The following is a 3,638-nucleotide window of genomic DNA, read 5'->3' on the forward strand; positions in this document are numbered from 1 at the left end:
CGCGGTCACCGGAGCCACCGGGGCACAGGGAGGCGGCACCGCGCGGGCGATCCTCGCCGATCCGGACTCGGGATTCACGGTGCGTGCGCTGACCCGGAACCCCGACTCACCCGCGGCCAAGGAACTCGCGCAACTCGGCGCGGAGGTCGTGCGGGCGGACTTCTATGACGAGCCGACCGTGCACGAAGCACTCGAGGGCGCCTACGGCGCCTTCCTCGTCACCAACTTCTGGGCGCACGGTTCGGCGGCCAAGGAGAGGGAGGAGATCGAGGTCCTGGTGCGGGCCGCGAAGAATGCCGGCCTGCGGCACGCGGTGTGGTCGACGCTGGAGGACACCCGCGAACTGCTGCCGCTGCAGGACGAGCGGATGCCCGTCCTGCAGGAGAAGTACAACGTCCCGCACTTCGACGCCAAGGGCGAGAGCAACGAGCTGTTCCGGCAGGCCGGGGTGCCGACCACCTTCCTGAACACCACCTTCTACTTCGAGGGCTTCCTGTCGGCGATGGGTCCCAAGCGCGCCGAGGACGGCGTACTGACACTGACCCTGCCGCTCGAGGACGGCAAGCTGCTGGCCGGCGTGGACGTGAACGACATCGGCCGCACGTCGCTCGCCATCCTCAAGGCCGACGAGCGGTTCATCGGCCAGACCGTCGGCCTCGCCGGCGACCACCTGACCGGCGCCCAGTACGCGCAGAAGCTGGGCGCCGCGATCGGCGAGCCGGTGCGCTTCCAGTCGGTGCCCTACGACGTCTTCCGCTCCCTGGGCGTCCCGGCGGGCGAGGAGATCGCCAACATGTTCCAGTATTACGGCGACTTCGACCAGGAGTTCACCGGCGCCCGCGACCTGAACCTCCTGCGGGAGATCAACCCGGCACTCAAGAGCTTCGACGACTGGCTCGCCGAGAACGCCGCGAACATCCAGCTGGGCTGAGTCGCTACCGTCGGCGGGCCGTGCCCCGAGGGTGCCGCTTGCGGGCACCCTCGGAATGCCGATGAGGGGAACGCGCCTTCACCGGCGCGGTGTCGTGCCGGTGAAGGCGCAGGAACAGAGGAGCTGGGAGCTCCCCGCTCGGCGGGGCTCCTTCGGCTGGGGCGGCATCGCTGGCCGGTCGTCCGAGCCAGCCGTTGTGAACTGAGGGCCGGATCGTCGACGAGCGGCCGCGGCCTCTGCATGGAAGAGCGGTGCGTAGGTTGACGGCGCAGGAGCAGCATGCGTGGCGGAGCTTCGTCCGCATGCATGAGAGGCTCATGGGCCGCTTGTCCCGCTTGTTGCAGACGGAGTGCAACGTATCGCCTGCCGACTTCGCCGTACTGGTCGAGCTGACGGACGTACCGGAGGGGCGGCGGCGGTTTCTGGACATCGCCAGGGCGTTGGAGTGGGAGAAGAGCCGGATGTCCCATCACATCGCCCGGATGGTGAAGCGTGGTCTGGTGGTGCGCGACAGGAGTCCCGAAGACGGCCGTGGCACGTTCGTGGTCATCACGGACAAGGGGCGAGCGGTGATCGAAGCAGCCGTCCCACGTCATGTGGAGGCGGTGCGCAGGCTCTTCCTTGACCACGTCACGCCGTCGGAGTTGCAGGTGCTGGCTCGGATCTCCGAGCGTGTGGTGGAGAAGCTGGACGAGGAACCAACCGGTCCGGAACGGGCGGCCCGGCCCGCGTTATGCAGCCGGCGTGAGCGTCGCCGCGGTGGCCGCTGAGAGCGGGATGAGATCGAAGAGGGCCGGCCAGCCGCCTCTACTTGTCGTGAGCCGGCGGTACGGGGTGCTTGCTCATGATCGACACGCGGTTGAACGCGTTGATGGTGACCGCCACCCAGATCGCGGCTGAGATCTGGTCTTCGGAGAGAACCTGTCGGGCGGCCTCGTAGGCGGATGCCTGGGCCGTGGCGTTCGCCGGATCGGTTGTGGCCTCGGCCAGCGCCAGGGCGGCTCGCTCCGGGGGAGCGAACAGGCCGGTGTCCCGCCATGCACTCAGGATTCCGAGTCTCTGCGGTGATTCACCGGTGCGCAGGGCCGCCCTGGTGTGGAGGTCGAGGCAGTAGGCGCAGCCGTTGAGTTGTGATACCCGCACGTTGATCAGTTCCACGGTGGTGCGGTCGAGTCCGGCCTCGGAGACTGTTGCTCGGACCGCCTCCGAGACCTGCAGCAGGGCATGGAAGGCCTTGGGGCTCTGTTTGTCGATGAAGATCCTGCGGGGTGGGGAGCTGTGGGTCTGGTTGCACACGTCGGGCCTCCTTCGGGCCACGCTCGGAGTGGCCCGCGTTCGTGTGGGTGCTGTGGCCATCGGCCTGCCTCTGTGGCATTATAGTTGACGTAACAACCAGAACGTGTAGGGGGTACTCTCGGTGAGCAACACGGAGACTGATGCCGCGGCTCTGCGCTGCGGTGCGCTCGTCGACGGCGGCCGGCCGGCCGGAGCCCCCCGGGTCGATGTCCTGTCGGCGCGTGAGGTCCCCCTCGGCGGTCCACGTGCGATGCGCGTGCGGCGGACGCTGCCCCAGCGGGAGCGCACACTCATCGGCGCCTGGTGCTTCGCCGATCACTACGGTCCGCACCAGGTCGCCGCGTCGGGTGGCATGGACCTGCCCCCGCATCCACACACCGGACTGCAGACGGTGAGCTGGCTGTTCAGCGGCGAGGTCGAGCATCGCGACACCCTCGGCACCCACGCCTTCATCCGGCCCGGCGAGATGAACCTCATGACCGGCGGATACGGCATCGCCCACTCAGAGGTCTCCACCCCGAACACCACCGTCATCCACGGCGTCCAGTTGTGGGTCGCGCTGCCCGAGGAGCACCGCAACACCGCCCGGGACTTCCAGCACTACGTGCCCGAACTCACGCAGGTCGACGGGGCCGAAATCAGGGTCTTCCTGGGCTCGCTCGTCGGCCGGACCTCCCCGGTCCGGACCTTCACGCCGCTGCTCGGCGCCGAGATCGTCATCGAACCCCGTGCAACGCTCACTCTCGCCGTGGACGCGGCTTTCGAGCACGGCCTCCTCGTGGACAGCGGGGACATCCGCCTGATCGACACTGCGCTGCGGCCTGCCGAACTCGGCTACGTCCCTCGCGGCGCGGACACCCTGACGATGGTGAACGAGACCGATGCCCCGGCGCGGGCCATCCTCCTCGGAGGACCTCCCTTCGGGGAGGCGATCGTCATGTGGTGGAACTTCATCGGTCGCAGCCACGAGGACATCGTGAAGGCCCGCGAGGAATGGGAAGCCTCCTCCGACCGCTTCGGTGTCATCGAGGACTTCCCCGGCGGCCGCCTTCCCGCACCGGCCCTGCCGAACGCCGTCATCACACCGCGCCGGAACCCACCGACCCGCTGACCTCCCTTACGAAAGGCACACCATGAGCGAGTCCTCCACCACCACGGTCGTCGAGCGTGTGGACGCCGAACGCCGGTACGAGATCCTGGTCGACGGCCGACGCGCCGGTCTGACCGCCTACCGTGACCTGGGCGTGCAACGTGTCTTCTTCCACACGGAGATCGACGAGGCCTTCGCCGGCCAGGGGCTGGCCTCACAACTGGTCCAGCAGGCACTCGCCGACGTGCGCGCATCCGGAATGCGGATCGTCCCGGTCTGCCCCTACGTCGCCAAGTTCCTCAAACGGCACGACGAGTTCGC

Annotated in this window: 5 protein-coding genes; 4 read left to right on the forward strand and 1 reads right to left on the reverse strand. The window is 68.4% G+C overall.

The genetic code is table 11. The features are described from left to right. On the forward strand, positions 1–931 hold a 931-nt coding region (locus ACFPZI_RS36965), incomplete at its 5' end, for an NmrA/HSCARG family protein (protein WP_381371547.1). A gap of 302 nt (positions 932–1,233) precedes the next feature. Further along, positions 1,234–1,701, forward strand: a complete 468-nt coding sequence (locus tag ACFPZI_RS36970) for a MarR family winged helix-turn-helix transcriptional regulator (RefSeq protein ID WP_381371551.1) — start codon at positions 1,234–1,236, stop codon at positions 1,699–1,701. A gap of 37 nt (positions 1,702–1,738) precedes the next feature. Here ACFPZI_RS36970 and ACFPZI_RS36975 read toward each other — a convergent pair whose 3' ends face one another. Next, positions 1,739–2,227 (reverse strand): carboxymuconolactone decarboxylase family protein, encoded by a 489-nt coding sequence (locus ACFPZI_RS36975; protein WP_381371548.1) that lies wholly within the window; start codon positions 2,225–2,227, stop codon positions 1,739–1,741. Positions 2,228–2,348: 121 nt separating this feature from the next. Here ACFPZI_RS36975 and ACFPZI_RS36980 point away from each other — a divergent pair, with 121 nt between their 5' ends. Both ACFPZI_RS36980 and ACFPZI_RS36985 read left to right on the forward strand, forming a co-directional pair. Continuing rightward, positions 2,349–3,338 carry a pirin family protein gene (locus ACFPZI_RS36980; RefSeq protein ID WP_381371549.1) on the forward strand — a complete coding sequence of 330 codons (990 nt, stop codon included), beginning with the start codon at positions 2,349–2,351 and terminating at the stop codon, positions 3,336–3,338. Positions 3,339–3,360: 22 nt separating this feature from the next. Continuing rightward, on the forward strand, positions 3,361–3,638 hold a 278-nt coding region (locus ACFPZI_RS36985), incomplete at its 3' end, for a GNAT family N-acetyltransferase (RefSeq protein ID WP_381371550.1).

This window comes from Streptomyces chlorus, assembly GCF_042655885.1.
Classification (GTDB): Bacteria; Actinomycetota; Actinomycetes; order Streptomycetales; family Streptomycetaceae; genus Streptomyces; species Streptomyces chlorus.

Coding starts and splice junctions, on each gene's coding strand:
- ACFPZI_RS36970 (WP_381371551.1), top strand. CDS start 1,234: ATGCATGAGAGGCTCATGGGCCGCTTGTCCCGCTTGTTGCAGACGGAG.